Origin of the sequence: Nonomuraea sp. KM88, from assembly GCF_052245635.1 — a bacterium.
Taxonomy (GTDB): domain Bacteria; phylum Actinomycetota; class Actinomycetes; order Streptosporangiales; family Streptosporangiaceae; genus Nonomuraea.
Genome location: NZ_JBQQCC010000004.1, coordinates 196,273 through 223,125, shown reverse-complemented (window position 1 = coordinate 223,125; position 26,853 = coordinate 196,273). Strand labels below are relative to the sequence as shown.

The window sequence follows — 26,853 nt, the reverse complement described above, 5'->3', positions numbered from 1 at the left end:
GCTTCCTTGTCATGAGGCTTCGGTCAGATCTGGGGCCCGTCGCCCGGCGGGCCGTCGCCTTCGGTGCCGCCCAGGGCCACGCCGATCGGCACCGCGAACGCGATGCCGGCGAACGCCTCGTCGCCTCCCGGGTCGGCGATCGAGACGACGATCCCGATGACCAGGCCGCGCGCGTCGAGGAGCGGGCCGCCGGAGCTGCCCGGGTTGACGGCTGCGTCGAACTGGATGAGCCCGCTCAGGTCGCCCTCCTCCGCGTTCCGGGTGGCGCTGCGGTTGAGGCCCGACACGACGCCGGTGGAGACGCTGTACGTGAGGCCCAGCGGGTTGCCGATCGCCACGACGGGCGCGCCCACGGCCACGCCCCCGCCGAGCGTCGCCGGGACGACGATCTCCGGCAACTTCGCGGGCTTGAGCGTCGCGACGTCCTTCTTGGGGTTCGACGACGCGACCACGGCCCTGGCCTTGGTGCCGTCGGCGAACGTCAGGTTGACGTCCTTCGTACCTTTGACGACGTGGTGCGCGGTCAGGATCGTCCCGTCGTCGGCCGCGATCACCCCGGTGCCGAGCGACTTCCCTGCCTGGATGACCACCACGGAGGGCCCGACTCTCTTGAAGACGTCCGGCGCCGCGAGCGTCGCGCTGGGCGTCGGTGTCGGGCTCGGCCTGGGCGCGGCTCCTTCGCCGTGCCCGCCACCGCTCCCCATCCAGTACGCCAGCAGCGCCACGACGACGAGGACGCCGCCCCCGATGACCATCCGCCGAGCCTTTCCGGCCACGGCTCTTCGAGCTTGCTGAGCCTCGGCCGCACCGGCCTCCTGCGGCACGCGCTCCATCGCCCCATAGTCATAAATTTCAGGCGAAAGTGCTACAAAGTCCGCCTGAGAACTCCATGAGAACCCGCCCCCGCGCCACCCGTACGCGGCCGGCTTCAGCCGCTCCCTCGCAGGCGGACCTGGGCGAACGTCGCCAGGACGGCGATGGCGCAGGTCGTCACGGTGAGAGCACCGTACCCGCCCGCCGACATGATCACGGTGGACAGGAGTCCGGCAACCGCCGCGACGGTCCAGACGGCGGCGTCGACAGCGCCCTCGACGTGCAGCCGTTCGGCATCGGGCAGGTCCCGGGCGAGCCGGCCGCTGCCGCCGACGAAACACAGGTTCCAGGCGTAGCCCAGCAGGAACAACCCCACGGGACGTACCGGAGCGAAGGCGGCCGTCCCCGCCGAGAAGGCCAGCAGGAGCAGCCCGCCGAGCATCACCGGCCGGGCTCCGAAACGGTCGAACAGGCGGCCCGTCACCGGCGACAGCGCGAACATGCCCAGCGTGTGCGCGGACAGCGTGGCCCCGACCGCCCCGAGCCCGTCGCCGTGCAGGTGCATCTCCAGCGGCGCGGCCGTCATCACCGCGACCATCACGACCTGCGCCGACACCATGACGACCAGCGCGGACCGCGCGGCCGGCGTACGGGCGAGCGCCCGCAGGGACACGCGCGGCGCGATGGCCTCCCGCGCCCGCGAGGGCCGTGCGCCGTCGCGGCGACCCGGCCGCGAGGGCGCCGCGACGGAGGCGAGCGCGGCCGCGGCGCAGGCGAGCGACGCCAGCAGGAAGGGGCCCGCCAGCGACGTGAACCCCATCGCGGCGGCCGTGTCACCGGACACGTCGAGCAGCAGCGGGCCACCGACCGCTCCGATGGCGGCCGACCACACCACGACCCCGATGGCGAACCCCCGCCGCGCCGCCGGATGCAGCTCCGCGGCGGCGTACCGTGACAGCTGCGCCCCGGCGTTGCCCAGCCCGAGCAGGAGCATCCCGGCGGTCAGGCCGATCATGTCGCCCGCCACGACCCCGGCGACCGCCAGGCAGGCTCCTGCCGCCGCCGCGACGTAGCCGGTCACCAGGGCCGCGCGCCGGCCCGCCCGGTCCGTCAGCCGGGTCAGCACCAGCGCCCCCGCACCGGTCCCGACGATGCCCGCCGTAACCGGCACGCCGGCCCAGCCCGCTCCGAGCCGGTCCCCCGCGACCAGCGTGCCCGCCGCGCTCGCGACCGCCATCGCCGCGTTCATCAGGGCGGTCCCCGAGCACAGTGCCGCCATCGGCCGCCTGCGGGTCACGCCGCCCGCCCGCACCTCAACAACCATGGCCTTCACGATAGGAACGCCGAACCCGCCGGTGAATGGGCAAACACCGGAGTTCGACGCCATGGACCACTGGTTCATAAGGAATCAGGCATGCGAGGCTTTGCAGATGGATCGGACGGACTGGCGCATCATCGGCGAACTCCAGCGGGACGGCCGGCTCTCCTTCAACAAGCTCGCCCAGCGCGTCAACCTCTCCGCACCCGCCGTGGCGGAACGCGTACGCCGGCTCGAGGAGTCAGGAGTGATCACCGGCTACCAGGCGCGCATCGACCCGTCCCGCGCCGGGCAGCCCCTGACGGCCTTCGTCCAGATGCGCTGCGCGCACGGCCGCTGCCTGCTCAAGACCACGGCCGCCGAGGACCTGCCCGAGGTCACCGAGGTGCACAAGCTGAGCGGCAACTGGTGCACGATGCTCAAGGTGCGGGTCGCCTCGATGCCGCACCTGGAGGGGCTGCTCGAACGGCTCGGCGAGCACGGCGAGATGAACTCCCACGTCGTGCTCTCGACACCGTACGAGGGCCGCCCCGTCGAACCCGCACCCCCGCGGGGTCGCCAGGTGACCGCCTCGGAAGGGTGGACGCGCCCCCACCCGGGCGCTCGCGCGTGACGCCCGCTTGTCACGGCCCACATCGAGTAACGCGCCGACATGCGCCACAGCCGATATGGAGGAGACAAGACCAACCCACATGCAAGGCTATTCCGAACGGACGTTCAGATCGTGCGCTGAGCTCGTTCGTCAGGGGCGGGCGCGGCGAGAAGGGTGCGGCAGTCGAGCCAGGCCTCGTCGCTGAGCAAGTCGCGCACCCGCGTGAACAAGGTGAGCAGTTCGGGGCCCCATCTCTCCCGAAAGGCGGAGTCGGCGCGCGCGATGTCGAGTTCGTTGGCGGCGGACAGCTCGGCGAAGTCCCGGCGCGCCTGCGGGCCCGGGGTGTGAACCCGGCCGGTGAACCGATCATGGAAAGCACCGTCGGGCTGCGCGAGGGTTGGGTAGGTGGCCTTCCGGCCACATGAGGCGTAAAGGTACACGATGGCCTCGGCCTCGGTGCCGATCATCGCTACGAGGTCCGCGCGGCGGTCGAGTGGCAGCAGCGCCCTGGGGAAGCCGTCGGTGCCGTAGAACGCGTGGCACAGGCCTGCGAGCTGGAGCGCGGGGCGGGCATTCCAGGTAACGAGCTGGGTCCGCACACGCTCGAGATGAGCCAGGAGGGTGCCGCCCGGATGGGCGATGTCGTCGGCGCCGAACTGGCGCAGGAAGGTGACAGCCGCGGCGGACGGAGAAAGCATGTTTTGGTGTTCCTTTCGGGAACTTGATCGGCCGGCATCTGCCCGGGCGCACCCCGGCGAGTCCGGATCCTCGGGCAAACGCCGGACGAGCTGCCGCATGAGCCCGCCACCAATCTTCGAGACGCGTGAAGGCCTAGTCAATCCTTGGCATTGCTCGCTATAGCGAAGGTATAGCTTGGGGGACGTGACTCTGGATGACCTGCGCGTGTTCGTAGCCGTGTGCCAGGCGGGGAGCCTGAGCGCCGTGGCCAGGGACCTGTCCCGTACACAGTCGGCAGTGAGCCAGCACGTCAAGCGGCTGGAGCGGGAGACCGGCGTGAGCCTGCTGGAGCGCCGACCTCGCGGGGTCGTGCCCACGCAGGCCGGACGCATCCTGTGCGACGCAGCCGCCGGTGGGATCGCGGGACTCGATCTTGCGCTGCGCCACCTCGGAGACCTTGTGAACGGCACGAACGGCTCCGTGCGGATCACGACCGGCGGCACCACCGTACGGCACTTCATGGCCGGGGCGATCGTCTCCTTCCGCCGACGCTACCCCAAAGTGAGCCTGGAATTTCAGACCGAGACCTCCAGCCGCAGATGCTTCGACGCCCTCCTGTCCAGCGATCTCGACCTGGCCTGGATCACCATCGGCGGACCGGTGCGTGGCGTCGAGCAACGGGCCGTCCTCGATCTGCCCTGGATGCTCGCCGCACGGCTCGATGACCCGCTTGCCACCCGGTCCTGCATCGACGTGGCGGACCTCACGGGCATCCGTTTCATCCGGCTGCCGCCGGACTCCGCTTCCGGCGCTCAGTTGGACACCGCCTTCGCCAAGCTGGGCGTCAACGTCGGCTCGGACACGAGCGTGGCCGATTGGGACACGGCCCTGTTGCTGGCCGAACTCGGACTGGGCCACGCCGTCGTACCCGCCCTGCCGAACTTGCTTGCCTCCGGCGACCGTACGGCGCTGCGGCTCATCCCCATTTCGGCGCTGCAGCCTCTGTCCGTCGGCTGGGCGGTACGCCGTTGGGACGCGCTTCCTCCGCTCGCCAGGGCCTTCGCCGATATCGTCGCCGACAGTTGCGCGAAGCCGTCGGAATAGCTTCAGTGGCACGAAATCATCACGGTCGATCCGGCAACTACGATAGCCTGGTGATCAGTGACGCTGCGCCCAAAGCCTTGCTCTTCGATTTCTTCGGGACCCTTGTCGGAACTTCTCCTGCTCCGCAAGATTTCCGGCAATCTTATCGCGTCCTGCAATCGTTTGGCGCGTCCATATCATATCAGGAATTCCTTACGACTTGGTCGAAGGTTACCCAGCAGTTCAACAAGCTCAGCGAAATCGATCATCGCGAATATGGTATGACGGACATCGGCAAGGTCTTTCTGAATGAGGTCCTCAAACGAGATTCCGTGACCGCTGAAGTGGATCTGCTGATCGAGACCTATCTGTTGGAGTGGGATCGAGGCGTCTACCACCTGCCCGGTCTCGATGCGTTGGTGGACAGCCTGGCTATCCGCCACAAGCTGGCCATCGTCAGCAACACCCAAGACCCCTACCTCATCGCAAGCCATCTGGAAACCATGGGCATCAGCCACCTCTTTGACGCCGTGATCACATCACTGCAGGTTGGCTGGCGCAAACCGCACACCGAAATCTACGCCACCGCCCTTCGAACCTTGAAGATCGACGCCAGTGAAGCCGTCTTCGTCGGAGACAGCTATCTCGCGGATTACCACGGCCCCACACAATTCGGCATTCGATCGTTCCTCATCGATCCGCAGCATCGCGAGAAAGGAGTTCCGGACACCGCACGCCTGTCCTCGATCTTTGCCTTGCCGCACCGGATCCTTGCGTATGGGTAACGAGCGAAACCCCATTCCTGCCAGAGCCGATCACACCGGATGGGACCCCGGGCCAGGCGCTTAACCACCCGCCTGGGAAGCAGGGAGCACGGGGGATGTCGCCGACCGGCGCTCCAGGTGGACGTCCTCACCGACCACGCGCTCGCACCGGGCTGTCTCCTCTGACACCGGTCACAGGAGCAGCGTAGCCAGGTCCACCGCCTCGGCCATGGCGCGCGCGCCGGCGTCGTTGAGGTGCATGCCGTCCCCGCTGTCGAAGTCCGGCCGGATGAAGTCTGGATTCGCCGGATCCTGTACGGCGTGCGCGACATCGAAGATCCCGTCGAACACGCCGCCGGTCCGGATCCACTGGTTCACTCGCCGGCGCGCGGCCAGCCCCTCCGGCGTGCTGATCCCTGGATAGGTCGCCCCGGCGAACGGGCCGATGGTGCTGACCAGGCTCGTCAACCCCCTGCCGCGGACGCGCCGGGCCAGCTCGGTGAACCCGGCGATCAGGTCTTCGGCCGCAGCAGCGGCCTGCCCGGCCATGCCCGGCAGGCCCAGGTCGTTGATGCCGAAGCACAGCAGCACATGGGTTACTCCCGGCACCGACAGAGCATCGCGCTCCAGACGTGCCAAGGCGTGCTCGCCGACCTCGTCGACCAGCAGCCTGTTGCCCGCGATGCCCTGGTTGACCACCCAGCCGCGCTCCAGTCGGGCGTTCAGCGCGTCCACCGACCGTCGGTTGGCGCCCATCGTGGTGCCCACTCCCTCGAACCAGGAGTCACCGAACGCCACCGCGATCGCCGTGCCCTCCGGTGCCAGCACGTCCAGACCAGAGACGTAGAAGCGGGCTGCGATCTCTTCGGCCTCGGGCAGCGCCGGGGCGCTCACCTGGTCGCCCTCTGCCACGTACGCCATCTCCATCGGCTGATGGGAGAACGTGGCGAGCGCCGTCTCGCCCGGCAGGTACAGGCTCAGCGACAACGGGGTGCCCGCCTCGACGGGCAGGTCCACCGGATCGCTGACCACGTCGCCGCCCGGCGGGATCGACACCTCACCGACACCTCCGAACCGCACCTCACGTTCGGTCTCCGGCACGATCTCATCGCTGGTCTCGCGCAGCGCGACGCGTACTGCGCCGAGCGTCAGCGGCACGCGACCATAGCGGTTGGTCAACCGGACGCGCACATGCTCGCCGCCTCCGGCCGGCACCAGCGTCTGCCGCACCGTCTGGTCGCGGAAACCGCGTGGCGGCGCCAGCTGGATCTGCTCAAAAGGGCTGATCACCCCGGATCGAAAGGCCGCCACCCACTCCAGCGCCGCAGCACTACCGCTCTGGGACATCACGCTGCTCTCCTCTGCTTTCGTTTGGTCATCTCGTGCGAAAGGAACGCGTCCGGCCTACGCCGTGACGCGGCGGGCTCCTTCTTCGCGGAAACCGAGCGCGATCAGCATGGACGCCGCCATTCCGGCAGCGGCGATGAACACGGCAGTACGCAGCCCGTCTGTGATGGCCACACGGAGTGCCTGCCCCGCCAATCCGTCCCTGCCGGCGTTCGCCAGCGCCACCAGGACGGCCAGCCCCACCGCGCTGCCCACCTGGAGCCCGGTGGAAGCCATCCCGGACGCCACACCCTGGTCGTGCCCGGGAACCCCGACCGAGGCGGCGGCGAACACGGCACTGTAGACCGTGCCCTGGCCCAGCCCGACCAGCAGCAGCCCGGCCGCCACCGCCAGGTAGGTCCCGGTCACCGACATGGCCAGGCCGAACCAGGCCGCCCCGGCCGTGCCCAGCGCCAGCCCGAGCAGCAGGGTCCGCCGGTTTCCGAGACGCGCGGTCAGCCGCGCCCCCTGGGAGGAGCCCACCATGGCTCCGGCCATCGGCACCAGGAAGGCCGCCCCGGTCCGCAGCGCGTCGTAGCCGTGCACCGACTGGAAGTAGACGGTCGCGAAGTACAGCTGGGGCAGGAAAGTGGCCGCGAAGGCGAACGTCAGAAGGACACCGACGGCCAGGTTGCGGTGGCGCAGCAGCCGCGGCGGCATCAGCGGCTCATCGGTCCGCGCCTGGATCACGACGAAGGCGGCCAGCAGCAGCACGCCGACAATGGCGGCGGAGAGGATGGCCGGCGATCCCCAGCCGATCTCCGGCCCTTGGACGAGGGCCAGCACCAGCAAGGTCACGCCGCCGGTCGCAGACAGCGCGCCCGGATAGTCGACGCGGGCGCGTTCCCGGCGGCGTTCGTCGACCGGCAGCAGCAGCAACGCCAGCACGATGCCGGCGACGGCGATCGGCACGTTGACGTAGAAGACCGCCTCCCAGCCGAACGTCTGGGTCAGCACCCCGCCCAGCAGGGAACCGAGCACCAGGCCCGATGCCCCGGCGCCCGCCCACACCGACAGCGCCCGGTTGCGCTCGCTCCCCTCGGTGAAACCGGATGTCACCAGCGCCAGCGTGGCCGGGAACAGCACGGCGCCGCCCAGGCCCTGCACGGCACGGGCGGCGATCAGCAGCTCTGGTGCGTTGGCCAGCCCGCCCACCAGTGAGGCGACCGCGAACAGCCCGAGCCCGAGCAGGAACATGCGGCGCCGTCCGAGCAGGTCGGACATCCGCCCGCCCAACAGCAGGAAGCCGCCGTAGATCACGGCATAGGCGCTGACCACCCACTGCAGCGTCTGCGCCGAGAAACCCAGCTCGTGCCCGATCGCCGGGAGCGCGACATAGACGATGTTGTTGTCGATCGCGGTGATGATGCTGCCAAGCGCCGGCAGCATGAGGATCAGCCTGTTGCGGCGGCGCTGAGCCGCGCCTGTGGCATCGGGCGCACGCTCGGAAAGGATCGATGGTGAGGTCATCGGCGTTCCTCCAAGGTTCGTGGACGGCCTTTGGTCCGCCCGGCACCAGCCTTGAGCACCCCAGGCCCCCCATCCAGCCCTCAGTCCTGCCTACGCAAAGATTGACCACCTTCCTCGCTAACATGTCCGCACATGCGGAAAGACAAGGAGCTCGCGGCGTTCATGCGGTCGCGGCGGGCCCGGCTGAGGCCAACGGACGTCGGCCTGCCCGAGTCGGGCGAGCGGCGGCGCGTGCCCGGGTTGCGCCGCGAGGAGCTGGCCGCGCTCGCCGGGGTGAGCGTCGCCCACTACACACGGCTGGAGCAGGGGAACACCCAGAACGTGTCGGCCGCCGTGCTCGACGCGATCGCCCGCGCCCTCCGCCTGACCGAGGACGAACGCCTGTACCTGCACCGCCGCGTCCACCCCGGCTTCAGCCCCGCACCCGCCCCGCCCCGGGAGACGCCCTTGATCCGCCAGGGACTACGCCAGCTTCTTGCCTCGCTGGACAACATCCCGGCGCTCGTCCTCGACATCGACACCACCGTGCTGGCCTGGAACCGGCTCGGCGCCGCCGTGTTCGCCGACTTCGCGGCCATTCCTCGGGACCGTCGTACCATGAGCCACTTCCTCTTCCTGGACCCGGACTTCCGGCGCATGTACGGCGATCATCTGCCCCGGGTCGCCCGGGATGCGGTCGCGCACTTGCGCACGCTGGTCGCGCGCTATCCCGACGACGCCGCGCTGACGTCCCACATCAGGCAGATGCGCGAGGCCAGCGCCGAGTTCGACTCGCTCTGGAACGCCCAGCACGTCGCCGGGGTGACCTCCCGCGTCTACCGGCTGGAGCATCCGGAGGCAGGGCTCATCGAGTTGCACGGCGAGTTGCTGCCCCTGCCGGACGACCAGCCCCTGCGCCTGGACGTCTTCACCGCCGTCATCGGTTCGCCGTCCCAGGCCGCTCTGCGCCACCTGGCGCCACCACTGGCCGTGAGGCGCCGGACGAGCACCGTCCCGTCTGACCTCGGACCTGCGCCGGGCAGCCGGCCCGTGTCGACGACCGCAAGGTAGATCGGCTACTATGCGGACCCTTCCGCCCGGCCATGGGCAGTCGGCTGCGGCCAGGGCCCGTTGTGAGGATTGAGATCGTGGAACTCCCGCCGCATCTGGTAAATGTGCATAATCTCGTGAAAGATGTGGCGCCGCTCGGCTCGCCGGACGAAGAGCAACGCATCAGGTCCGCTCGTGCGTGGATCGACCTCGGCCTCGGACTGCGTACGGCTTCCGCCGAGACCGAGTCGGCCGCGCGGCACGCGTGGACGGTCAACAAGGGCGGCGACGTCGCGGCATTCCAGGCCCACTGGGAGGGCGAGAACGGGCCGGGACACCGGCTTACGGGGGCAAGCCAGGGCGCGTTGCTCACCGGCCTCGGGACGTTGACGATCGTGATCCTCCGGGTGATGTGGAAGGCATACGTCACCTATGCCGTGGCGATCCTGGCGGTCTCGCTGCTCGCCGCCCTCGCGGCCGGTCCGGCCAGCGCGTACATCCGGCAGGCACGGGTCGCGGGAGCGCGTCGCGCGCTGGCGCAGATGAGAAAGAAGTTCGGCGAGCACGTGGCGTCGGTCGTCCGCGACACCCTGCACAGAGCCAGGGCGCTCGCCTATGCGTTGCTCCCCCTGTACGCGGCTCCGGTGCTCCAGCCGGCGATCGCAATCTACATGGGCGGAGCCGGGCTGATGCGGTCGGACGAGGAGGCACGGCGGCGTACCGAGGAGGTGCTTCGCGAGACGCCCGCGGGCAGGGAAGCCCTCGACTGGGTGAAGGAGCACGGCGTCACCGTGGTCTACAAGCCGGGCGGGCTCGACGGTGTCCTCGGGTCCTACCAGGACGACCTGAACCTGTTGCTCATCGGCGTTTCCGGCCAGACACCCGAAGAACTCGCCGAGACGTTCGTCCACGAGGTGAACCATGCGCGTAACGAGGGCAAGCCGAACCCGGTCGGCATGGGGCGGGAAGAATACATCAGGGCGGCCATCGAGGAGGAAGTCGATGGGCAGGTGAAGGCGTACGAGATGCGAAGGCAGCTGGCAGCCGCCCGCGGGGAGCAACTGGTGCACGAGGGCGAATACGGATGGGCGTACCAGGATGCCGTCTATGAAGAGAACACCGTGCGGGAGCGGCGAGGCCAGCCCCCGCTGTCCGCTGATGAGGCGCAGCGGGTCGGAGACGAGGCCGGTCGCGAGGCGCTTCGCGCGTGGGCGCGGTCGGCCGGCTATGAAGAGCAGTTCGGCGGGGAGTGGAGCCGCCGGTTCCTCAAGCCAGTGAGCGACATCCTCGTGCCTAAGTGGTGATTTGTCCGGACATACGCCTTGACGAAAGGCTAGGGTTTCGGAGGTGGCTTACGCGCATGGGGATCAACCGCATGATCAGGAAGTTCACCACACCAGCCTCAGAGCCGCCTCGGAGGCGGTCCAGGATGTGGTGAAAAATCTCGACGACCTCACCAAGCAGACGCTCACCATCGCCGGCCGGCACCCGGTGGGCGACGCCGCGGAACCCAGCGCCGGGTTCGACGCCGAATACACGGACCTGCTGGGCACGATGCCGGAGGCGTACGCATCCCTCATCGAGCAGTTGCACCGTCTGGCCGACGGCATCATCGAGCACTCGGGCAACCACAAGCGTGCCGAGCAGGCCAACGAGACGGCCATCGAAGACGTGTGAGCCGCAGATCACCGCGACGGCCGGCGCCCGAGCCCGAGATCCCCGGAGACGTGGCCGCTCCATGCCAGGTCGTCGACCGCCAGAAACGGCTCGCCGGCCACGGTCGCGGGAGTCACCCCGGTGAACGCCACGACGTCCCGGTGCAGGTGGGACTGGTCGGCGTAGCCGACGTCGGCCGCTACTCGGGCGGCGTCTTCGCCCGCCACCAGGCGATGGGCGGCATGGTCGAAGCGGACCAGCTTCGCGGCGCGTTTGGGCGGCAGGCCGAGCTGCGACCGGAACCGGGACCACAGGCGCTTGCGGCTCCATCCGACCTCCGCCGCGAGCCCGTCGATCCGGGTCCGGCCGCGGTCGCCGGCGATCCGCCTCCAGGCCCAGGCCACCTCAGGGTCCACCGGCGGCCCCGCGGCACGCCGGCTGGCGAGCATCGCGTCCGTCAGCGCGAAACGATACTGCCACGACGAGACCTCGCCCAGCCGCTCGCGGATCCGCGACGCCTCCCGGCCCCACAGGTCATCGAGGGCCACCACGACGCCGTCGAGGTCGGCCGGGGAGACGCCCAGAACCGCGCGTGCGATCACCGGGGACAGGCGCACCTGCACGCACTCCACGTTCTCGCCCGACGCCCAGACCGCGCCTCCCGCCCCGATCCCCGGCCCGGCTGCGACGCTGCCCCGCAGCCGCCCGGCGGCATGGTCCACCACGGGCGAACCGGCGCCGAACTCCACGATCAGGGTCACGGCCGGGTGCGGGATCATGCGCAGCGCGCTCAGGTCACGGACCCGGAACCCGGCCATGGTGACACCCGCCACCCGGCTGGGCCTCCGTGGGCACGCGACGCCCCACACCGCCGCACCGTGGACGAACGTCCGCATGTTTCCATGCTAGGCAAGCCGGCCGAGGGGAACATTCGTCCAATCCACCGGTGCGCGCCGGCGGCCACAGTGACACCATGACGATTCCTGACGGCACGCACGCTGAGGCCACAGAGAACACGACGCTGTCACTGGACGACGGCGACATCCACGTGTGCCAGGACGGCCCCCGCGACGCACCCGCGCTGCTGCTCATCCATGGGTCCGCGTCCTCGGCCCGCTCGTGGGACGCGCTGGTTCCGATGCTGACCGGAGCTCATCGCGTCATCCGGATCGACCTGCTCGGGCACGGCCGGTCAGCCAAACCCGCCGACCGCAGCTACGCGCTCCCGGAGCAGGGGCGCCGGGTCGGCGCGGCACTGGACCGGCTCGGCGTCAGGCGTGCCCTGGTCGCCGGCCATTCCAGCGGCGGCGCGGTCGCCACCGCCCTCACCGAGGAGCGGCCCGACCTGGTGAGCGCGCTCGCGCTCATCAACACCGGCCCGAGCCTGGACGCCTTCATAGCCCCGGAGACGGCCGCGATCGGGCCCTCTCAGTGGCCGCCGGCCAACGAGCAGGTCCGCCGGCTGGCGGGCCCTGCCTTCAGCCGCGCGGGCTACCGGATCCCCGACGAGTTCCTGGACGAGGTGCGCAGCATGACCTACCACACGTTCACCACGACGATGCAGGCCACCCGCGCCTACCTGGAGGAGCGGGCGCTGCCGGATCGGCTGAGGGTGCTCGGCAAGCCGCTGCTGGTGATCTTCGGCGAGGACGATCGTCGATGGCGGTCCTCATCCGCCGCCGGCTACCGCGTCGTCCCCGGAGCGAGGGTCGAGATGCTGCCCGGTCTCGGGCACACGCCCATCATGGAGGATCCGGGACGGACCGCCGCCCCTCTCCTGGCGTTCAGCGCGATCCACGCCGCGCGGGCCGGCTGAACGGGACGATCGGCGATCCGTACCACCTTGCTGTCGTTTAGATTGCAGGATGTTGCGGTTCGTGGCGTCAGAGCCCGTGTTCTGACCTTCACGACTCCCTCCTCCCGTTAAGGAAGCTTCCATGAGTTCCCATGACGTCCATACGATGCGCCAGGCGGTGCTGCGCTTCCTCGGCTCGCTCGACACCGAGCGGAGGGCCGCGGCGACGGCGGCGTTCGGCTCGCCCGAGCGCACCGAGTGGTCCTATCTGCCGGGTCCCCGTCCGGGGCTGCCGCTGGCCGAGATGACCTCCGGGCAGCAGGAGCTGGCACTCGCCCTGCTCGACGCCGGCTGCGGCGTGGCCGGCGCGCGCACGGCGAGAGGCGTCATCGAGCTCGAACGCGTCCGGCGCCGGCTGGCGACCGGCGTCGACCAGATCGACGGCGACCGCTACTGGTTCCGGGTCTTCGGCGACCCGGGAGGAGTGGACCCGTGGACGTGGCGGGTCAACGGCCACCACCTCGCGGTGCACATCACGGTCGCCGGCGACGCGGTCGCCGTCACGCCGAGCTTCCTCGGCGCAGAACCGGCCATGGTCCTGTCCGGGCCGCAGCGGGGTCTGCGGCTGCTCGCCGAGGAGGAGGAGCTGGGCCGGGCGCTGCTCGCCGACCTCGCGCCGCACCAGCGCTCGATCGCGGTCACCAGCCAGGCGGCCCCGGACGACGTCCTCACCCGCAACGACCCCGCGGCCGATCCCGGCCTCATCCCCCACGGGCTGCCCTGCGCCGACATGTCCACGTCGTCCAAGGAACTGCTCGAACGGCTGATCCGCCGCTATTTCGACCGTGCCCCGGGCTGGTACGGCGAGACCTGCTGGCGCGACGTGCTCGACGCCGGGCTCGACAAGGTGACGTTCGCGTGGATGGGGTCCGACGAGCGCGGGCAGGGCCACTACTACTGCGTCGCCGGGCCCACGTTTCTCCTCGAGTACGACAACACCCAGGACGACGCCAACCACATCCACTCCGTGTGGCGCGACCTGCGCAACGACTGGGGCGAGGACCTGCTCGCGCGCCACTACGCCGAGCACCACTGACCGCCCCAATGACGGTCTCTTGTGGTGGCCCGCTATGAGGGTCCTCATCGTCGGCGGCAGCGGCCTGCTCGGCGGCGAACTCGCCAGGCAGTGTTCGACGGCCGGACACGAGGTGGCCGCGACCTACCTCTCCCGGCCGGGAGAGACGGAAGGTGTCGCGTGGTCGCCGCTCGACGTGCGCCGGCGGGACGACGTCGGGGCGCTGATCTCGGCACGCCGGCCAGAGGTCGTGATCAACGCCGCCTTCCGGCAGACGGACTGGGCGACCACGGCGACGGGAGCCGTGCACGTGGCCCTGGCCGCCGCCGCGGCAGGTGCGCGCCTGGTCCAGGTGTCCAGCGACGCGGTCTTCTCCGGCGCCGCCATCCGTTACGACGAGACGTGCGCCCCCGACCCCATCACCCCGTACGGCGCCGCCAAAGCCGCCGCCGAGACCGCCGTGCACGCGATCGCGCCTGCCGCGGTGACGGCCAGGACCTCCCTGATCATCGGTGGCGGCGGTTCTGCGCACGAGGCGCTGGTGCACGCCCTGGCCACCGGCAGGGCGAGAGGAGCGCTGTTCACCGACGACGTACGATGCCCCGTGCACGTCGCCGATCTCGCCGCGGCGCTGCTCGAACTCGCCGTCTCCGGCCACCACGGCATCCACCACGTCGCCGGGGCCGACGCGGTGAGCCGGTACGAGCTGGGGCGGCTCATCGCCCGGCGCGACGGCCTCGACGCCGACCGGCTGCCCTCTGCCCGGAGAGCGGACGCCGGCGTGCCCGGCCCGGTGGACGTGCGCCTGGAGTGCGGCATGACCCAGCGGCGGCTCAGGACCCGCCTGCGGGGCGCGCGGGAGTTCCTGAGGTGAGGTGACGCCGGTGACCGCCCACCCGCACGCCGAAGATCGCTTCACCGCTCACCTGGCCGCGGTCACCCGCTCCAGCACCTCGTGCAGCTCCTGAGACGAAGCTCGCCGGGTCTTCCACATCAGCCTCACGTCGTCGCCCCGCCACCGCGGGACGACGTGCGCGTGGAAGTGGAAGACGTCCTGCCCGGCCGCCTCCCCCGTGGCGTGGGTGACCGACAGTCCGTCGGGGGCCAGCGCCACCCGCAGCAGCGCGCTCACCCGATGCACCAGCCGGGCGACCTCGGCGCAGGCGTCCTCGGGCAGCTCCCACACATCCCGCGCATGCCCGCGCGGCACGACCAGCGTGTGACCAGGCGCGGCGGGGGCGATGTCCAGGAACGCGACCGCGTGCTCGTCCTCCATCACCCGGTAGGCGGGAGCCCGCCCGGCGACGATCTCGCAGAAGACACATGCGTCCACCCGCCGATGGTCGCATCCCGCCGGACGGACCGCCATCCGGTTACCCGGCGGCGCCGTAGCCGGTGACCCCTCGCGACAGGTCGAACTGGTGGATCCTCGTCAGCGGCCATTCCTCGTACGGGAAGGTCCGCAGGTCCCGGCCGAGGGTTTCGCGGTCGAAGGCCTCGGCCACGCCCTCGGACCGGAGTTGCGCGGCCAGCAGCGCGGTCAGCCGGTCGGCGTCTTCCGGCCGTTCCGCCTGCACCGGCTTGAGCTCGTGCGGGTCGGCCGCGAGATCGAACAGCAGCCGGTGCCCGCCGTTGGCCAGCCAGATCAGCTTCAGGTGATCCTGGCGGACCATCGCCTTGAACCGCCGGGTGCCGGGCCGCCCGTGGTAGCCGAAGAGCGTCTCCCTGGGCGGCGCCGTACCGGCCAGCAGGCCGAACAGGTCACTCCCCTGCCGCAGCTCCGGCTGCCCCGCGGCGGAGGTGGCCAGGCCGAACAGGTCGGTCAGGCAGACCGGCTCCGATCGGCGGTCACCGGGCGCGATCCGCTCCGGCCAGGAGATCAGGAACGGGACCCGGGCTGACGCTTCGAAGAAGCTCTCCTTCTGCCAGCCGTGATGGTCACCGAGCAGGTCGCCGTGGTCGGCGTAGAAGCAGATCAGGGTGTTGTCGGCGTCCGGTCTTCGCTCCACCGCATCGAGCAGGTCGCCGACGCAGCCGTCGATGTAGCTGATCTCGCCGTAATAGCGGGCCTTCAGCGTCCGGGCGCGGTGCGGGTCGACGTCTTCGGCGTAGACCAGGTGGTTCATCCAGGGGATGTGCTGGTCGAGATGGTCAATGGCACGATCGCCGCACACAGGGTCGGGCATCTGGTCGGGGTCGTACATCCGGTTGTACGGCAGCGGCGGCGCGAACGGGGGGTGCGGGCCGATGTAGGACACGAATCCGAACCAGGGCCGGTCGTCGTCGGCGGCCATCAGCTCGATCGCCTCCCGCGTGGCCCACGACTCGACGGTGCAGTCGGCCGGCAAGGGGCTGAGCTGCGGCATGTAGTACATGTCGGTCCGCTCCCCCATCAGTGCCTCGATCCAGTCGTACTCAGGGTGTTCCGTCGCGATCCACGACGCGTACGCGTCCCCTGCGCGCTGCTCGGGGCTGCCGTAGAACTCCTCGCTGTGCCGCTGCACCTCGTAACCGACCGGCGCGTCCCACGGCTCGGTGTGGAACTTGCCGACGCCCCAGGTGCGGTACCCGCGCAGGCCCATCGCATCGGCCAGGTACGGGCCGCAGCGTTCCCGGATCGCGGCGTGTCCCCCGTCGGGGACGGTGTTGTCGTACACCCCGGTCCTGGTCGGTTCGCATCCGCTGCGCAGCGTGTAGCGGGCCGGGACGCAGACCGGGGAAGTGGAGTACGCGTTGTCGAAGACGGTCCCGCGGGCCGCCAGCCGATCGAGATGGGGCGTCGCGACATGGGGGTTGCCGAGCGCCGCGATGGTGTCGAACCGCTGCTGGTCGGTCATCACGAACAGCACGTTCGGGCGGGTGGGCATGAACGGGTCTCTCCTCACAGAGTCGGCAGCAGCCGGGCCTTGTCGCCCCGCAGGGAGATCTCGCGGGCGTTCCAGTCATCGACCAGGCCCAGCTCGGTCAGCAACCGGTCAGCCGGCCAGAACGTGTCCCCGGACTCCGCCAGCAGCGCCGACAGGCGGTCGTCGGCCGCGGCGACCCGGCCGGCCGCCGCCGGGTCGCCGGCCAGGTTGTTCAGCTGCCAGGGATCGGCGCGGTCGTCGAACAGCAGCCAGGGCCGGCCGTCGACGGTACGCGCGTAGGTCAGCTCGTCGGTGACGAAGCCCCGCCACTCGCCGATGCCCTGGTCGTAGCCGTTGTCGAAGCTGACCCAGTTGCCGATCAGCAGCTCCGTGCGCAGGGAGGCGCCGGCTCTGAGCCGATCGCTCAGGTCGCGGCCGTACACCCCGATCGGCGGCAGCCCGAGCAGTCCGAGCAGGGTCGGAGCGAGATCGACCAGGCCGAGCAGGCCGGCCGGGCGGCCGGCGGGAACGCCTGGCCCGCTGATCACCATCGGCACCCTGACGGCCTCCGCGTACGGGCTCTGCTTGGCCCGCAGGCCGTGGGCTCCGAGCATGTCGCCGTGGTCGGAGGTGACCACGACGATCGTGTTCTCGCGCAGCCCGAGCCGGTCCAGCTCCGCCACGACCCGGCCGATCTGCGCGTCCACCGCCGTGATCGCGCTCCAGTAGAGCCGCTGCACCTCGCGCTGCTCGTCGCCGTCTGGCGTGTTCGGCGGCACCGTCATCCGCTCGATCGGGTAACCCGTGCGAAGGTGCTCCGGCACCGAGTCGTACGGGTCGTGCGGCGGGTTGTAGCACAGCGTGAGGAAGAAGGGGGCGTCCTGCCCGGCGAGGAACTCCAAGGCGAGGTCGGTCTGCACCTCGGGCTCGTATCCGACGAAGTCGACCCTGGTCGGGCTCTCGACGCCGACGTAGTAGTGGCCGTCGACGTGGTCATGCGAGCAGTCGACCCCCGCCCAGTGCTCGATTCCCGGCCGCGCGGCGGGCGGCACCCACTTGTCCCGTGGCAGCCCGGCCAGATGCCACTTGCCGATCCAGCCGGTCCGGTACCCGGCGGCGGACAGCGCCGTCCCCAGAGTCTCCAGCCGGGGCGAGAGCGGCAGGTCGTTGGCGACCACGCCGTGCTGGTGGGGCAGGCGGCCGGTGAGCAGGCTGCCCCGGCTCGGTCCGCAGACCGGCGAGCTGGAGCAGCCGCCCGCGATCGCGGCGCCGCCGGCCGCCAGCCGGTCCAGGTGCGGTGTGCGGACCTGGGAGGCTCGTCCGCGGGCGCCGCCGAGCCAGCCCTGGTCCTGGCTCCGCCACTGGTCGGCCAGCAGCACGACGAGGTTCGGGACCGTCACGCCTGGAACTCCCGCGGGTCGATCTCGCCGCTCTTCACCGCGGCGTCGTAGGCGGCCTGCATGCGCTGTTGCATGGCGGTGAGCGCCGGTCCGAGAGCCGCCGACGGGTCGAGCAGCAGCTTCTCCACGGTCTGATCGACGCTCTCCCCATCCACCTGCAGCAGGCCGCCGGGCGTCTTCGGCCACTGCTCGTCGCCTTCGGCCGGCCGGAACTGCTGGAGCAGCGCGTTGTCCTTGATCGCGGCGGAGTCCCAGACGGCGGCGTTCAGCGGCGGCGCCGCCTTCGCGGCCAGCGCCTCCTGCATCCCGTCGCCGACCATCACCTCGAACACCTTGGCGGCCTTCTCCGGGTTCCCGGTGGTCGACGAGATCGCGTACGGGTAACCGGCGTTCATCGGCGACCGCACCGGCTTCTGCCCGTCCGGCACCGGCAGCGGGGCCGCGGCCGCCTTGACCTCGCTGCCGAGATCGGCCAGCGAGGACACGACCGCGCTGCTGGTGACGTACATCCCGGCCTCGCCCTTGCCGAAGGCGTTGATGGCGACGTCACCGGTCAGCGTCGCGGCGCCCGGGTAGGCGGTCTTGTCGGTGAGCATGCTCCGGTAGAGCTCGAGCAGTGGCGCGTACTTGGCCGACTCGTACTTCTGCGTGGCCGCGTTGAACAGCCCGAACTGGGCCAGCGCCGGGTCGGCCGCCATCAGCAGGATGTCGACGCTCCACTGCCGGAACCCGGTCGCCTTGATCGGGATCAGCATGCCGAACGCGTCACCCTTGCCGCTCCTGGTGATGACCGCCGCCGCCTCCCGTACCTCCGAGAACGTCGCGGGCGGCGAGTCCGGGTCCAGCCCGGCCTTCTCGAACAGGTCGGTGTTGATCAGCATCCGGTTGGTGAACGCGGTGGTCGGCACCGCATACGGCACGCCGCCCCAGACCAGCTCGCTGTTCTTCTGGTGGTAGGGCGCGGCCTTGTCCAGCACGGCCTTGTCGACCAGGTCCGGCAGCGGCTGCACCCACCCGGCCGCGACGAACGCGCCCAGCTGCGCCGACGGGCTGTGGAACAGGTCGGGCGCCCTCTTGGTCTGGAAGCCGAGCCGGACGATCTCTTCGTACTTGTCCGTCGCCTGCGGCTCGTACCGCACCGCGATGCCGAGAGACTTGCCCTCCTGCTGGTTCCAGGTACGGAAGAACTCCTGCCGGGCCTTGGCGTGCGCGCCCGCCCGGTCCCAGACCACGATCGTGGTCAGCTCGTCAGGATCGGTGGAACCGCTCGAGGAGCCGCCGCAGCCGACGAGGACACCCGCGGCGCCGGCGGCGAGCGTGCCGAACAGTCCGCGGCGGGTCAAGGAGGGATCGATCATCAGGGGGCCTTTCTCATCCGGAAGGGACCGAACCGGACCCCGATCCGGCCGGCGGAGACCACGTCGTGGACCGCGGCGGCCCGATCGCCGAGCATGATCACGAAACTGGCCGTGGCCGCAGGCAGCGCGATCGCCAGCAGCGGGCCGGCGTACGGCACCTGGGTCGCCAGGAACGGCCCGGCGACGGCGGCGACCAGCATGGCCACCGTCGCGGTCAGTGCCAGCTCGATCCGCGACAGCGCCAGCACGTACGCCATCCGCAGCGCCGCCACGGTACGGCCGGTGCGCTCGAACATCACGACTGACCACGGGGCGACGAGCGCCCAGGTCACCCCGGCCACCACGCTGGTGACCAGCACCAGCCAGCCGTAGGGCCCGCCGGGAGACGGGCCGAGCAGGCCGATGAGCACCAGGCAGGCGATGCCGAGATGGCAGCCGGCCAGCCGCAGGGCGGGCAGCAGCCGGCGGGCCAGGAACCGCAGCGTCTCGCCGGGCCCGAGTGCGGCCTCGCCGCGGGCCTGCCGGCGTTGCTGGGCGACCAGCCACAGGGTGGCCGCGGGGGCGGTGATCACGGGCAGGCTCAACAGCAGCCAGCAGCAGCTGGTCCAGGCCCAGAACCACCAGCGGGACCAGCCGCGCAGCAGGGCGCCGTCCGGAGCGAGCAGGGTCATCCCTTCACCGACCCGTCCGTCCAGCCGCGCACGAAGTGCCGCTGCAGCAGGATGAAGATCACCACGATCGGCACCAGCGCCATGTTCGCGCCGGCCAGCACCGTGTTGTACGGCGTCATCCCCTCGGCGGCGTCGTACTGCAGCGCGCTCACGCCCACGACCAGCGTGCGCAGGTCGGGTGCGGCGAGCGAGAACACCAGCGGCACCTGGTAGTTGTTCCACGAGGCCTGGAAACCGAGGATCACCGTGGTGGCGAGGATCGGCCGCATCATCGGGAAGGCGATGCGCCAGTAGGTGCCGAACAACCCGCAGCCGTCGACGCGGGCGGCGTCCTCCATCTCGGTGCCGAGGCCGAGCACGAACGCCTTGATCAGGAAGATGTGCACCAGCATGATGCCGGCCAGCTGGACCAGCGCGATCCCGAGCAGATTGGCCAGGCCCAGCGCCTCGGCGATCACGTACTGCGGGTAGAGCGTCGCCGTGGTCAGGCCGACGAACAGGGTGCCGACGTACAGGCCTTCGAGGAATCGCTGGCCGCGGAGCCGGCGCCGCGCCAGCACGTAGCCGGTCATGCTGGAGGCGAGCGTGTCCAGCACCACGACCAGGGTCGTGACGATCACGCTGTTGACGAAATAGCGGGAGAAGCTGGCCGTGGTCCAGGCCTGGAGGTAGGTGCCCCACTCCCAGACCCTGGGCAGCAGGCCGCCGTTCCTGCTGAGGATCTGTTCCAGCGGCGACACCGAGGCGAACAGCCCGAAGACCAGCGGCGACAGCATGATCAGCGCAGCCGCGATCAGGACCGCGTGCAGCAGCGCGGTCAGCGGGCGGATGCGGCGCGGGCGCCCGGACGGCACGGGCTGGGCGGCCGTCGGGGTCGCGGGTTCGGTGACGGTGGGTGTGGTCATGGTGCCGCCCTCCCGCTCCGGCTGATCCGCAGGTAGGCCACGGAGATGATGCCGACGATCACGCTCGCGGTGACGCCGAGCGCGGCGGCGTAGCCGATCTGCGGCACCGATTCGGGCTCGAAGAAGAACCGGTAGAGGTAGGTGAACATCACCTCGGTGCCGCCGGCCGGTCCGCCGTCGGTGAGCGTTTTGACCAGGTCGAAGCTGCGCAGCGTACCGATGATCGAGATCAGGATCACCACCCGTGTCACCGGGGCCAGCATCGGCAGCACGATGTGGCGCAGCGTCGACCAGTGACCGGCGCCTTCCAGCGACGCGCTTTCGAGCAGCTCGTTCGGGATCGTCATCATGCCGGCGAAGAAGAGCAGCAGGTTGATCCCGAGGTGGGCCCACACGCCGACGCCGATGAGGCTGGCGAGCGCGCTGCCGGCCTCACCCAGGAAGCGGATCGGCGTCTCCACCAGGCCCGATCCGACGAGCAGCTGGTTGATCGGCCCGCCGGTCTCGCGCAGCAGGAAGACGAAGATGATGCCGACGATCGCCGGCGACAACACGTGCGGCAGGAACAGGATCGTCCGGTAGACGGTTCCGGCGCGCACCCCGCGGAAGAACACGTAGGCCAGCACCAGTGCCAGCGGGATCTCGATGATCAGCCGGCCGGCCCCGAACTTCACCGTGTTCAGCACCGCGAGCCACCACTGCCCGTCGCCGATCATCCGCTCGTAGTTGGCGGCCCCGGTGAACCGCGGCTCCGTGAACCCGTTCCAGCGCTGGAAGCTGAACCAGAACAGCCAGCCGATGGGCAGCAGCGCGAAGGCTAGGTAGGGCAGCAGGCTCGGCAGCAACATCAGGCGGCCGACGCCGTCCTCGCGCCGGTGCCACTGCGCGCGACGGGGAGTGCGGACGGCTGCGGGCATCCGTGCCCCCTCCCTCGGTCGAGTGCGCCGGCCCTGGGCTCGCGCCGATGGGGCCTCATCAACTCGGTATGGACCTTAGATCGATCTAAACCGACGGGTCAACCATATCGACAAAAACCGGTAGGTCAAGGGTGGAATAGTTCAGTGGCAACCGCAGGACGCGCGCGCGTGGATTTCGGGCGGCGGAGGCGTACGGCCGCCCTCGACCGGCATCCCCATCTCCGCCAGCAGCACGCGGCCGCAGACCCGGCCCAGCTCGACAGGATCGGTGGCGATGCTGCTGATCGACGGGTTCCACATCGCCGACTGGTGAAGGTCGTCGATGCCCAGCACCGCGCAGGGCGTCGCGTCGGGCGTGCCGAGCCGCAGCGCCTTTGCCAGGCCGTAGGCCACGTTGTCGCTGTGGCACAGCACCCCGTCCGGCGGCGGCCCCGCGGCGAGCAGGTCGGCGGCGCGGCGGCGCGCCGCGTCCGCGGTCGCCTCCAGCGGCTCCGACCAGGCCGCGTCCCAGCCGGCGCCGGCCCCGGCGACCGCCTCGCGGAAGGCCCGCATCCGGCCCACCCGCGGCGAGGCCAGCGGGTCGCCGCCGAAGTAGGCCACCCGGCGGCAGCCGTGCACGGCGATGAGGTGCTCGGCGCCGAGCCGGCCGATGGCCACCTCGTCAGTGCCGACGAAGGGCAGGTCGACACCGTCGATGTGCCGCAACAGCAGCACCGTCGGCAGGCCGCTGCGGCGGATGCCGGCGAAATGGTCGGCCGCCGAGGTCAGCGCCGGGATGGTGACGACGCCGGCCGCCCGGTGCCCGACCAGGGACTGCAGGATCTGTCGCTGCAGGTCCAGCCGGTCGACCGTGTTGGCGATCGTGACGAAGAAGCCGACCTCGCCGAGCACCTCCTGCACGCCCAGCGACACCTCGGCGACGAACGGGTTCATCACGTCCGGCATCACCAGCCCGACCAGGTCGTTACGCTGGGTCCGCAGGTTCGCGGCGGCCTGGTTGTAGATGTATCCCAGCCGCTCGGCCTCGGCCAGGACCGCGCTCCGGGTCGCCGCCGACACCAGCGGGCTGTTCCGCATCACCAGCGAGACGGTGGCCCGGGACAACCCCAGCGAGTTGGCCACGTCGATCATCCGCACCCGTCGCCCCCGGGCCCGGTCGCCCTGCTCCAGGTCGTCTTGCACGTCTCACCTCCCGCGCCGGCCGGCACCGCCCTGCATGAACGACAAGCGTCGCCGCCGCGGCGAACAGCAGGCGGTGATCACCAGGTGATCAGTGGCGGCCTCAGGATAGCCCGATCTCGGCCGGGACAAAATTCCCGATCATGGAACTTTCCGGTTGCAGGGAAGTTTCGGTAAGCGTATGTTCTGGTCCATGCAGGAGTCGCGGCGGGAGCGGAAGAAGCGTGAGACGCGGCAACGGATCGTCATGGTGGCGATCAAGCTGTTCGAGGAGCAGGGATACGAGCAGACCACGATGGCGCAGATCGCCGCGGCGGCGGACGTCGACCCCAAGACCTTCTCCAACTACTTCCGCAGCAAGGACGAGGTTCTGTGGGTCGGCAGCGAGCGGGACTTCGACGTGCTCTTCCGGGCGATCGCGGAACGCCGGCCGGAGGAGGGTCCCGGCGAGGTGCTGGCGAGGATGATCCAGGAGTACGCCGCCCACCGCCGGCCCAAGGTTCCACAGAAAGAGCCCGAAGAGCTGTCCGCGACGGCCCGTCTTGTGCTGAACACGCCCGCCCTGCAGGCGAAAGGGCTCTACCTGATGCTTGACCTGCAGCACCGGATCGCCGGCGAGTTGCAGAAGGCGTTCCCCGACCGGCTCGACCCCATCACCGCCGCGGCGATGACCGGCGCGCTGCTGGGCGCGATCCAGCAGGCGAGCTGGACGAGCGTTCAGCTCGGCCGGTCGCAGGACGAATTGTGGGAGGCGGCGCGGCATGCCGTCGACATCGCCATGCAAGGCCTGCGTTCGGCGCGACCGCACGCCGAAGGCGCGTAACCCGGGGCCGGCCCACAAGGCCGGCGGCATACCGCAGAAAGGATCGGCCCGCCATGAGGGAGAACATCCGGCAGGTGGCCCGCGACGCACGACGCGCCGCGCGGGAGGGCACCGCGGGGCTCATGCGGCGCCGGCGTGCCCGCCTGGCCGAGGCGGTGGCCTACGCCCGCGCCCACTCGCCCTACTACCGCGAACTGTACGAAGGCCTGCCGGATCAGGTCGACGACCCGGCGCTGCTTCCGGCCACCGACAAGAAGGCGCTGATGGCCCGCTTCGACGACTGGGTCACCGACCGGCAGGTGACTCTCGAGAAGGTCGAGGCGTTCGTGGCCGACCCGCGTCTCGTGGGGCACCCGTTCTGCGGCCGCTACCTGGTGGTCACCACCACCGGCACCAGCGGCCTGCGCGGCCTCTTCGTGCTGGACGACCGGAACATGACCGTGCACACCGGCCTCGGCCTGCGCTCCGGTGGAGGGCTGTCGGCCGGGGACGTCGTCCGGACCCTCGCCCGCGCGGGCCGTACCGCCATCGTCACCGCGCCCGGCGGCCATTTCGCCACGGTCGCGGGACCGGCCCGGATGGCGTTGGACAGGCCATGGCTCGGCCGGATGATGCGGATCTTCCCCATCAACCAGCCGATCGCGGACCTGGTCGACCAGCTCAACCGGTTCAACCCCGCCAGTGTCGCCGGCTTCGCAGGCATGCTCACCCTGCTCGCCGGCGAACAGGAAGCGGGCCGCCTGCGCATCCACCCCTCCCTGGTCATCCCGGGCGGTGAGACGCTGTCTCCGCACGCCCGGGAGCGGATCGCCACCGCGTTCGGAGCCAAGGTCCGCGCCACCTACGCCTCGGCCGAGTGCGGCTTCCTGAGCGCCGGCTGCACGGACGGCTGGTATCACGTCAACAGCGACTGGGCCGTCCTGGAACCGGTCGACGCCGACCACCGGCCCGTCCCACCGGGTCAGCTCTCGCACACCGTCCTGATCAGCAACCTCGCCAACCGGGTCCAGCCGATCCTCCGTTACGACCTCGGTGACAACGTCATCGTCCGGCCCGACGCCTGCCCCTGCGGCAGCCCGCTCCCCGCCATCCGGGTGCAGGGCCGCGCCGCCGAGCTGCTCGCCTTCCCCACCGGCGGTGGCGACCACGTCAGCATCTCCCCCATGGTCTTCGGCGCCGCGCTGCACGTGCCGGGCGTCGAGCAGTTCCAGCTCGTCCAGACGGCACCCACCACCTTGCGCGTACGCCTGCGAACCGCCGACGGCGCGGACGCCGACCGCGTGTGGGAGACCACGCGCGACCAGGTGACCCACCTGCTCGCCGAGCACCAGGCCGGGGCCGTCACCCTCGAACGCGCCGAGGAACCACCGCAGCAGTCGCCCGGTGGCAAGTTCCGCAGGATCATTCCCCTGGCCAGGGCGTGACGGCACGTCCACGTACGCCGAGCCGCACCCGTAGGTGGTAGCTTGCGCGGTGCCCGGGTTCCGGCCGCGACCGTCGCCGCGCCGGCACACGACCCACGCAGGGCAAGGGCTCGGCTCTCGGGAGAAACGGTGCGGTTCTGGCGACTCGCACGGGAGCACCTGCGCACGATGGGCGTGCTCCTCGCGCTGACGTTGAGCGCCTGCCTGCTGGTCGCGGGGCTGCCCAGGGCGACGCAGGCGTCGTACGACGAGGCGCTGCGCCGCGCGCTGAGCTCCGGCGGCGCAGCTGGCACCCGGCGGCTGTTTCGTCATCGAGGTCTATGTCCCTGAGCTTCGGCGTCTCCCGCCCGGCCAGACCGTCCATCCGTTCACCGTGACCCAGGAACATCTCGGTTTCGAGGAGTACGACGTGGCATCACAGATCGCCGTCTCCCACCATTACTGGGTGGTGGACGGCCGGCTCGAGACCCGTTCGACGCCGCATCGCTACGTGTGGCCGGCCGAACTCGACCTGATGGCACGGCTCGCCGGCATGACCTTGCGCGAGCGATGGGCGGGCTGGAAGCGCGAGCCGTTCACCAGCGACAGCCGCACCCACGTCTCGGTGTGGCAGAAGGCGACGTAACGGCTGATCGGTACTTCTTGGCGGTGCGGCTCCGTCCGTATCATCGCGGGCATGGTGCTGCTGAACCCGGAGCCGCGGCCCAGCCGGCGGGCGGTGCTCCTGGCCGCTGGAGGGCTGCTCGCCGGGTGCGCCCAGCAGCCCGAGGCCGACGAGGTCGACCTGCGGCTGGCCACCGGGCCGGCGGGGGCGGTCTACCGGCGCATCGGCGGCGCGCTGGCCGGCCACATCTCCGAGCGGGTGCCGGGCGCCACCGTGCGCACCGTGCCGAGCGGGGCGTCCACCGACAACATCCGGATGTTGCGGGCGGGCGAGGTGCAGCTCGGGCTGACGAGCCTGGACGCGCTGATCATGGCTGACGGCAGCGCTCCCGAGGGGCTCTCAGCGATCTGCCGCCTGTACGAGAGCCACCTGCACCTCGTGGTCATGGCCGGTTCGCCGATCGAGGAGTTCCGCGACCTCAAGGGCAAGCGGGTCTCCCTCGGCGCCCGCGACTCGGGCACCGAGTTCACCTCGCTGCGGGTCCTGGAGTCCGCGCCGGTGGACGCCGACGGCCACTACCTCAGCCAGGCCGCATCGGCGGCGGCGCTGCGCGACGGCGAGATCGACGCGATGTTCTCCCTGACCGGCGTCCCGACACCCGCCATCACGGAGCTGGCCCGGCAACACGCGATCCGGCTGATCCACCTGGACGAGCAGGCGCCCGCGCTCTTCACGGCGTTCCCCGGTCCCTACACTCCGGCCATGATCCCCGCGACCGCCTACGCCGGTGTCCCCGCCACCCGCACGGTCGCCGTCCCGAACGTGCTTCTCGCGCGCAACGACCTGCCCGACGACCTGGTCCACGCCATTACCGACACGATCTTCACGCACACCGGCACGATCACCTCCGGCGGGCCCGACGCCGCCGGGGGCGGTCCGGAAGCCATACCCGAGGCGTGGCAGATCAACGTACGGACCGGCATCTCCACCGCGTCGATCCCGCTCCATCCGGGCGCGGCCGCCTGGTTCCGCGACCGCAAGCGCTGATCCCGAGCGCCGGCCGAGGT

General features: G+C 70.6%; 28 protein-coding genes. 14 read left to right on the top strand and 14 right to left on the bottom strand.

The window, feature by feature from the left end; all coding sequences use genetic code 11:
* Positions 1–23 precede the first annotated feature (23 nt).
* Positions 24–833, bottom strand: a complete 810-nt coding sequence (locus ACTWPV_RS14380) for a S1C family serine protease (protein ID WP_443152119.1) — start codon at positions 831–833, stop codon at positions 24–26.
* A gap of 95 nt (positions 834–928) precedes the next feature.
* On the bottom strand, positions 929–2,137 hold the full coding sequence (locus tag ACTWPV_RS14375) for an MFS transporter (RefSeq protein ID WP_443152118.1): 1,209 nt from the start codon (positions 2,135–2,137) through the stop codon (positions 929–931).
* Between the two features lie 106 nt (positions 2,138–2,243).
* On the opposite strand from ACTWPV_RS14375, the gene ACTWPV_RS14370 reads away from it, so the two are divergent.
* A complete protein-coding gene (locus ACTWPV_RS14370; RefSeq protein ID WP_347645739.1) occupies positions 2,244–2,744 on the top strand; it encodes an Lrp/AsnC family transcriptional regulator in 501 nt (166 codons plus the stop codon).
* Between the two features lie 104 nt (positions 2,745–2,848).
* On the opposite strand, the gene ACTWPV_RS14365 is transcribed toward ACTWPV_RS14370, so the two are convergent.
* Positions 2,849–3,520 (bottom strand): DUF6817 domain-containing protein, encoded by a 672-nt coding sequence (locus tag ACTWPV_RS14365; RefSeq protein WP_443152117.1) that lies wholly within the window; start codon positions 3,518–3,520, stop codon positions 2,849–2,851.
* An 85-nt stretch (positions 3,521–3,605) separates the two neighbouring features.
* On the opposite strand from ACTWPV_RS14365, the gene ACTWPV_RS14360 reads away from it, so the two are divergent.
* Both ACTWPV_RS14360 and ACTWPV_RS14355 read left to right on the top strand, forming a co-directional pair.
* Positions 3,606–4,505 carry a LysR family transcriptional regulator gene (locus ACTWPV_RS14360; protein WP_443152116.1) on the top strand — a complete coding sequence of 300 codons (900 nt, stop codon included), beginning with the start codon at positions 3,606–3,608 and terminating at the stop codon, positions 4,503–4,505.
* 50 nt (positions 4,506–4,555) lie between these two features.
* Entirely contained in the window at positions 4,556–5,269 is a 714-nt protein-coding gene (locus tag ACTWPV_RS14355; protein ID WP_443152115.1) for an HAD family hydrolase, read from the top strand.
* Positions 5,270–5,440: 171 nt separating this feature from the next.
* On the opposite strand, the gene ACTWPV_RS14350 is transcribed toward ACTWPV_RS14355, so the two are convergent.
* Both ACTWPV_RS14350 and ACTWPV_RS14345 read right to left on the bottom strand, forming a co-directional pair.
* Positions 5,441–6,595 (bottom strand): GDSL-type esterase/lipase family protein, encoded by a 1,155-nt coding sequence (locus ACTWPV_RS14350; protein ID WP_443152446.1) that lies wholly within the window; start codon positions 6,593–6,595, stop codon positions 5,441–5,443.
* Positions 6,596–6,652: 57 nt separating this feature from the next.
* On the bottom strand, positions 6,653–8,023 hold the full coding sequence (locus tag ACTWPV_RS14345; RefSeq protein WP_443152114.1) for an MFS transporter: 1,371 nt from the start codon (positions 8,021–8,023) through the stop codon (positions 6,653–6,655).
* Positions 8,024–8,236: 213 nt separating this feature from the next.
* Between ACTWPV_RS14345 and ACTWPV_RS14340 the strand changes: the two genes are divergently transcribed.
* The 3 genes from ACTWPV_RS14340 to ACTWPV_RS14330 all read left to right on the top strand — a co-directional run bounded on the left by ACTWPV_RS14340 (position 8,237) and on the right by ACTWPV_RS14330 (position 10,810).
* Positions 8,237–9,154: a helix-turn-helix domain-containing protein gene (locus tag ACTWPV_RS14340; protein WP_443152113.1), complete on the top strand. Its 918-nt coding sequence runs from the start codon at positions 8,237–8,239 to the stop codon at positions 9,152–9,154.
* Between the two features lie 77 nt (positions 9,155–9,231).
* Positions 9,232–10,437 (top strand): hypothetical protein, encoded by a 1,206-nt coding sequence (locus ACTWPV_RS14335; RefSeq protein WP_443152112.1) that lies wholly within the window; start codon positions 9,232–9,234, stop codon positions 10,435–10,437.
* Positions 10,438–10,567: 130 nt separating this feature from the next.
* Positions 10,568–10,810 carry a hypothetical protein gene (locus ACTWPV_RS14330; protein ID WP_443152111.1) on the top strand — a complete coding sequence of 81 codons (243 nt, stop codon included), beginning with the start codon at positions 10,568–10,570 and terminating at the stop codon, positions 10,808–10,810.
* Positions 10,811–10,818: 8 nt separating this feature from the next.
* Here ACTWPV_RS14330 and ACTWPV_RS14325 read toward each other — a convergent pair whose 3' ends face one another.
* Positions 10,819–11,685: a helix-turn-helix domain-containing protein gene (locus ACTWPV_RS14325; RefSeq protein ID WP_443152110.1), complete on the bottom strand. Its 867-nt coding sequence runs from the start codon at positions 11,683–11,685 to the stop codon at positions 10,819–10,821.
* Between the two features lie 77 nt (positions 11,686–11,762).
* Here ACTWPV_RS14325 and ACTWPV_RS14320 point away from each other — a divergent pair, with 77 nt between their 5' ends.
* The 3 genes from ACTWPV_RS14320 (at position 11,763) to ACTWPV_RS14310 (ending at position 14,533) form a co-directional block, all read left to right on the top strand.
* Positions 11,763–12,605 carry an alpha/beta fold hydrolase gene (locus ACTWPV_RS14320; RefSeq protein WP_443152109.1) on the top strand — a complete coding sequence of 281 codons (843 nt, stop codon included), beginning with the start codon at positions 11,763–11,765 and terminating at the stop codon, positions 12,603–12,605.
* Positions 12,606–12,726: 121 nt separating this feature from the next.
* Positions 12,727–13,680 carry a DUF3500 domain-containing protein gene (locus ACTWPV_RS14315; RefSeq protein ID WP_443152108.1) on the top strand — a complete coding sequence of 318 codons (954 nt, stop codon included), beginning with the start codon at positions 12,727–12,729 and terminating at the stop codon, positions 13,678–13,680.
* A 34-nt stretch (positions 13,681–13,714) separates the two neighbouring features.
* Positions 13,715–14,533, top strand: coding sequence for a sugar nucleotide-binding protein (locus tag ACTWPV_RS14310; RefSeq protein WP_443152107.1), 819 nt, complete (start codon positions 13,715–13,717; stop codon positions 14,531–14,533).
* Between the two features lie 48 nt (positions 14,534–14,581).
* On the opposite strand, the gene ACTWPV_RS14305 is transcribed toward ACTWPV_RS14310, so the two are convergent.
* The 8 genes from ACTWPV_RS14305 to ACTWPV_RS14270 form a co-directional block, all read right to left on the bottom strand.
* Positions 14,582–14,992 (bottom strand): HIT family protein, encoded by a 411-nt coding sequence (locus ACTWPV_RS14305; RefSeq protein WP_443152106.1) that lies wholly within the window; start codon positions 14,990–14,992, stop codon positions 14,582–14,584.
* Positions 14,993–15,032: 40 nt separating this feature from the next.
* A complete protein-coding gene (locus ACTWPV_RS14300; RefSeq protein ID WP_443152105.1) occupies positions 15,033–16,526 on the bottom strand; it encodes a sulfatase family protein in 1,494 nt (497 codons plus the stop codon).
* A 14-nt stretch (positions 16,527–16,540) separates the two neighbouring features.
* Positions 16,541–17,905, bottom strand: a complete 1,365-nt coding sequence (locus tag ACTWPV_RS14295; RefSeq protein WP_347645727.1) for a sulfatase-like hydrolase/transferase — start codon at positions 17,903–17,905, stop codon at positions 16,541–16,543.
* On the bottom strand, positions 17,902–19,263 hold the full coding sequence (locus ACTWPV_RS14290; protein ID WP_443152104.1) for an ABC transporter substrate-binding protein: 1,362 nt from the start codon (positions 19,261–19,263) through the stop codon (positions 17,902–17,904). The genes ACTWPV_RS14295 and ACTWPV_RS14290 overlap by 4 nt, the downstream gene beginning before the upstream one ends.
* The gene (locus ACTWPV_RS14285; RefSeq protein ID WP_443152103.1) at positions 19,263–19,934 is read right to left on the bottom strand and encodes a hypothetical protein; all 672 of its coding nucleotides are present in this window, start codon (positions 19,932–19,934) and stop codon (positions 19,263–19,265) included. The genes ACTWPV_RS14290 and ACTWPV_RS14285 overlap by 1 nt, the downstream gene beginning before the upstream one ends.
* Positions 19,931–20,839: a carbohydrate ABC transporter permease gene (locus tag ACTWPV_RS14280; protein ID WP_443152102.1), complete on the bottom strand. Its 909-nt coding sequence runs from the start codon at positions 20,837–20,839 to the stop codon at positions 19,931–19,933. Before ACTWPV_RS14280 ends, ACTWPV_RS14285 begins: the two co-directional genes overlap by 4 nt.
* A complete protein-coding gene (locus ACTWPV_RS14275) occupies positions 20,836–21,756 on the bottom strand; it encodes a carbohydrate ABC transporter permease (RefSeq protein ID WP_347645723.1) in 921 nt (306 codons plus the stop codon). Before ACTWPV_RS14275 ends, ACTWPV_RS14280 begins: the two co-directional genes overlap by 4 nt.
* Before the next feature lie 141 nt (positions 21,757–21,897).
* Positions 21,898–22,938: a LacI family DNA-binding transcriptional regulator gene (locus tag ACTWPV_RS14270; RefSeq protein WP_443152101.1), complete on the bottom strand. Its 1,041-nt coding sequence runs from the start codon at positions 22,936–22,938 to the stop codon at positions 21,898–21,900.
* A gap of 190 nt (positions 22,939–23,128) precedes the next feature.
* On the opposite strand from ACTWPV_RS14270, the gene ACTWPV_RS14265 reads away from it, so the two are divergent.
* The 5 genes from ACTWPV_RS14265 to ACTWPV_RS14245 all read left to right on the top strand — a co-directional run bounded on the left by ACTWPV_RS14265 (position 23,129) and on the right by ACTWPV_RS14245 (position 26,833).
* Positions 23,129–23,758 carry a TetR/AcrR family transcriptional regulator gene (locus ACTWPV_RS14265; RefSeq protein ID WP_443152100.1) on the top strand — a complete coding sequence of 210 codons (630 nt, stop codon included), beginning with the start codon at positions 23,129–23,131 and terminating at the stop codon, positions 23,756–23,758.
* A gap of 53 nt (positions 23,759–23,811) precedes the next feature.
* On the top strand, positions 23,812–25,182 hold the full coding sequence (locus ACTWPV_RS14260) for a hypothetical protein (RefSeq protein WP_443152099.1): 1,371 nt from the start codon (positions 23,812–23,814) through the stop codon (positions 25,180–25,182).
* Between the two features lie 129 nt (positions 25,183–25,311).
* The gene (locus tag ACTWPV_RS14255; RefSeq protein WP_443152098.1) at positions 25,312–25,512 is read left to right on the top strand and encodes a hypothetical protein; all 201 of its coding nucleotides are present in this window, start codon (positions 25,312–25,314) and stop codon (positions 25,510–25,512) included.
* A 79-nt stretch (positions 25,513–25,591) separates the two neighbouring features.
* Positions 25,592–25,807, top strand: a complete 216-nt coding sequence (locus tag ACTWPV_RS14250; protein ID WP_443152097.1) for a hypothetical protein — start codon at positions 25,592–25,594, stop codon at positions 25,805–25,807.
* 51 nt (positions 25,808–25,858) lie between these two features.
* Positions 25,859–26,833 (top strand): TAXI family TRAP transporter solute-binding subunit, encoded by a 975-nt coding sequence (locus ACTWPV_RS14245; RefSeq protein ID WP_443152096.1) that lies wholly within the window; start codon positions 25,859–25,861, stop codon positions 26,831–26,833.
* The last annotated feature ends 20 nt before the right edge of the window (positions 26,834–26,853 follow it).

Bases quoted from the DNA above. Each gene is read 5' to 3' on its own strand.
- ACTWPV_RS14380 (WP_443152119.1), bottom strand. From the start codon at position 833: ATGGAGCGCGTGCCGCAGGAGGCCGGTGCGGCCGAGGCTCAGCAAGCT.
- ACTWPV_RS14375 (WP_443152118.1), bottom strand. From the start codon at position 2,137: ATGGTTGTTGAGGTGCGGGCGGGCGGCGTGACCCGCAGGCGGCCGATG.
- ACTWPV_RS14370 (WP_347645739.1), top strand. From the start codon at position 2,244: ATGGATCGGACGGACTGGCGCATCATCGGCGAACTCCAGCGGGACGGC.
- ACTWPV_RS14365 (WP_443152117.1), bottom strand. From the start codon at position 3,520: ATGCGGCAGCTCGTCCGGCGTTTGCCCGAGGATCCGGACTCGCCGGGG.
- ACTWPV_RS14350 (WP_443152446.1), bottom strand. From the start codon at position 6,595: ATGTCCCAGAGCGGTAGTGCTGCGGCGCTGGAGTGGGTGGCGGCCTTT.
- ACTWPV_RS14345 (WP_443152114.1), bottom strand. From the start codon at position 8,023: ATGCTGCCGGCGCTTGGCAGCATCATCACCGCGATCGACAACAACATC.
- ACTWPV_RS14340 (WP_443152113.1), top strand. From the start codon at position 8,237: ATGCGGAAAGACAAGGAGCTCGCGGCGTTCATGCGGTCGCGGCGGGCC.
- ACTWPV_RS14325 (WP_443152110.1), bottom strand. From the start codon at position 11,685: ATGCGGACGTTCGTCCACGGTGCGGCGGTGTGGGGCGTCGCGTGCCCA.
- ACTWPV_RS14320 (WP_443152109.1), top strand. From the start codon at position 11,763: ATGACGATTCCTGACGGCACGCACGCTGAGGCCACAGAGAACACGACG.
- ACTWPV_RS14315 (WP_443152108.1), top strand. From the start codon at position 12,727: ATGAGTTCCCATGACGTCCATACGATGCGCCAGGCGGTGCTGCGCTTC.
- ACTWPV_RS14310 (WP_443152107.1), top strand. From the start codon at position 13,715: ATGAGGGTCCTCATCGTCGGCGGCAGCGGCCTGCTCGGCGGCGAACTC.
- ACTWPV_RS14300 (WP_443152105.1), bottom strand. From the start codon at position 16,526: ATGCCCACCCGCCCGAACGTGCTGTTCGTGATGACCGACCAGCAGCGG.
- ACTWPV_RS14290 (WP_443152104.1), bottom strand. From the start codon at position 19,263: ATGATCGATCCCTCCTTGACCCGCCGCGGACTGTTCGGCACGCTCGCC.
- ACTWPV_RS14285 (WP_443152103.1), bottom strand. From the start codon at position 19,934: ATGACCCTGCTCGCTCCGGACGGCGCCCTGCTGCGCGGCTGGTCCCGC.
- ACTWPV_RS14280 (WP_443152102.1), bottom strand. From the start codon at position 20,839: ATGACCACACCCACCGTCACCGAACCCGCGACCCCGACGGCCGCCCAG.
- ACTWPV_RS14275 (WP_347645723.1), bottom strand. From the start codon at position 21,756: ATGCCCGCAGCCGTCCGCACTCCCCGTCGCGCGCAGTGGCACCGGCGC.
- ACTWPV_RS14265 (WP_443152100.1), top strand. From the start codon at position 23,129: ATGCAGGAGTCGCGGCGGGAGCGGAAGAAGCGTGAGACGCGGCAACGG.
- ACTWPV_RS14260 (WP_443152099.1), top strand. From the start codon at position 23,812: ATGAGGGAGAACATCCGGCAGGTGGCCCGCGACGCACGACGCGCCGCG.
- ACTWPV_RS14245 (WP_443152096.1), top strand. From the start codon at position 25,859: ATGGTGCTGCTGAACCCGGAGCCGCGGCCCAGCCGGCGGGCGGTGCTC.